General features: G+C 61.1%; 2 protein-coding genes. Both read right to left on the bottom strand.

The features are described from left to right. Positions 1 to 74 precede the first annotated feature (74 nt). Positions 75 to 857 carry an IS21-like element helper ATPase IstB gene (gene istB, locus LIX93_RS29450; RefSeq protein ID WP_226507529.1) on the bottom strand — a complete coding sequence of 261 codons (783 nt, stop codon included), beginning with the start codon at positions 855 to 857 and terminating at the stop codon, positions 75 to 77. After that, entirely contained in the window at positions 854 to 1876 is a 1023-nt protein-coding gene (gene istA / locus LIX93_RS29445) for an IS21 family transposase (protein ID WP_226507528.1), read from the bottom strand. Before istA ends, istB begins: the two co-directional genes overlap by 4 nt. Between the last annotated feature and the right edge of the window lie 84 nt (positions 1877 to 1960).

Below are 1960 nucleotides of genomic sequence, written 5' to 3'. Positions count from 1 at the left end.
TGTCAACGCCAACCCAAAACTGACCCCTTTACTGCATTTTTCGCCAACTGAAATCTGACCCCCTCGGCCTGCTTTTAAACGCTCTTCACCGCTCGCGCAGGGCTGGTACCCGCCTTGCGTTTATCCTTGAGCCGGTAGCTATCGCCGGATATCTGCACGATATGCGCATGATGTAACAAACGATCCAGCATCGCGGCCGTCAACGTCTGATCATCGGCGAAAGTGCCCGCCCACTGGGTGAACGGCAGGTTGCTGGTGAGGATCATGCTGCCGCGCTCGTATCGGCGGGCAACGACGTTGAAGAACAGATTGGCTTCATCACGTCCGAAAGGCAGGTATCCGATCTCGTCGATCACCAACAGTCGTGGGCCCATCACCGCGCGGTTGAAGTATTCCTTCAGGCGATCCTGCCGGTGTGCGGCGGCGAGTTGCAGCATCAGGTCGGCAGCGGTGATGAAGCGAGTTTTGATTCCAGCCAACGTTGCACGATAGGCCAATGCGCAGGCCAGATGCGTTTTGCCCACACCGCTGGGGCCGAGCAAAACGATGTTCTCAGCGCGCTCGATAAAGCTGAGTCCCGCCAGCTCTTGCAACTGCGCGCGTGGCGCGCCGCTGGCGAAGGCAAAATCGTATTGCTCCAGCGTTTTGAGAGCGGGCAGTGTCGCCATCTTCAGTAGGGTTTGGCGTGATCGCTCGGTGCGTGCCTCAGCCTCTACGCGCAGCAAATGCTCCAGGAAGTCGGCGAAGCTCTGCTCCTGAGCGGCGGCTTGCTGGGCCAAGCCAGCCCAGTCTGCGGCCATCCGCTCCAGCTTGAGCTGCTGGCACATTTCGATGATGCGCGCGTGCTGAAGGTTCATCGACGTGTCTCCAGCAACTCATCGTAAACCGAGAGCGGGTGCTGCAAGCTCTCGTGCGGTAGCACGCGGCCTGGCCGCAAAAGAGGTAGCGCCAGAGTGCTCACCCTGCTGGCCGGTAGCGGTAACAAGACGTCGCGCTCTTCGGCCAGACGCGCTGCCGGCTTAACCCCTGTGGTGCCATGAATCCGCTGATGCGCGACTTCATCGAGCCAGCGCCCGATGTGGGCATTGGCGGTGGCGACGTCCAACGGCAAACCCGCGCTCTTGAGTGTGGCCGCCAGTGGCGTGATGAAACTGCCTTTGAGGTAGCCGTTGAAACGCTCGACCTTACCCTTGGTTTTTGCGCGGTAGGGCCGGCAAACGCGCGGCCGAAAACCGTATTCGTCGGCCAGTGCCAGCAGTCGAGGATGCCAGCGATGCTGGCCAGCACCATACGCATCGCGCTCAAGGATGATCGCGCCGGCGTTGTCGAACAGCGCCTCTTCCGGCACTCCGCCGAAAAAGGCGAAGGCCTCGCGCAAACCGTTTAGCCACGCATCGCTGTCCTCGCGAGCGCCGAAGCAGACGAAGGTGGCGCGGCTGTAGCCAAGCGTTGCGACAAAGGCTTTGAGCGGGTCACGGCCCCTGCGAATGGTGGTGAAGTCGACCTGAAGTTGCTGACCGGGCAAGGTTTCGAAGCGCACAACCGGGTCGTGCACCGGACGCTTGAAGGGCGCCAGCCAGGATTTGAGCCGGCTGACTCCACCGGCATAGCCTTGCGCCTGAATTTCGCGAAGCAGCACTGTCGCGGGAATCCAATGCGGCCGGGCTGCATCTATGCGCTCTTGCAGGTAGGCCTTGAAGGGGTCGAGCTTGGCCGGCCGGGTCGGCCTTGCCGGATAACACGGCTGATCGGCTTCGCCGCGCAGATACCTGCGCACGGTGTTGCGCGACAGCCCGAGCGTGCGCGCGATGGTTTTGATACCCATGCCCTGACGGGCCAATACCTTGATTTCCACTGACTGCTCCTGGGTCAACATCTCGGCAGCTCAAAGCCACCATGATCGCCCAGGGGGTCAAAATTGAGTTGGCGTTAGGGGGTCAGTTTTACATTGGCGGTGACA

It is taken from the genome of Pseudomonas sp. MWU16-30317 (genome assembly GCF_020515695.1).
In the GTDB taxonomy this organism is placed as follows: Bacteria; Pseudomonadota; Gammaproteobacteria; order Pseudomonadales; family Pseudomonadaceae; genus Aquipseudomonas.
The sequence above is the reverse complement of the archived record's forward strand: the minus strand, read 5'-3'. Positions and strand labels throughout refer to the sequence as shown.

Excerpts from the sequence above, each read along its gene's own strand:
- istB (WP_226507529.1), bottom strand. The coding sequence starts at position 857 with ATGAACCTTCAGCACGCGCGCATCATCGAAATGTGCCAGCAGCTCAAG.
- istA (WP_226507528.1), bottom strand. The coding sequence starts at position 1,876 with ATGTTGACCCAGGAGCAGTCAGTGGAAATCAAGGTATTGGCCCGTCAG.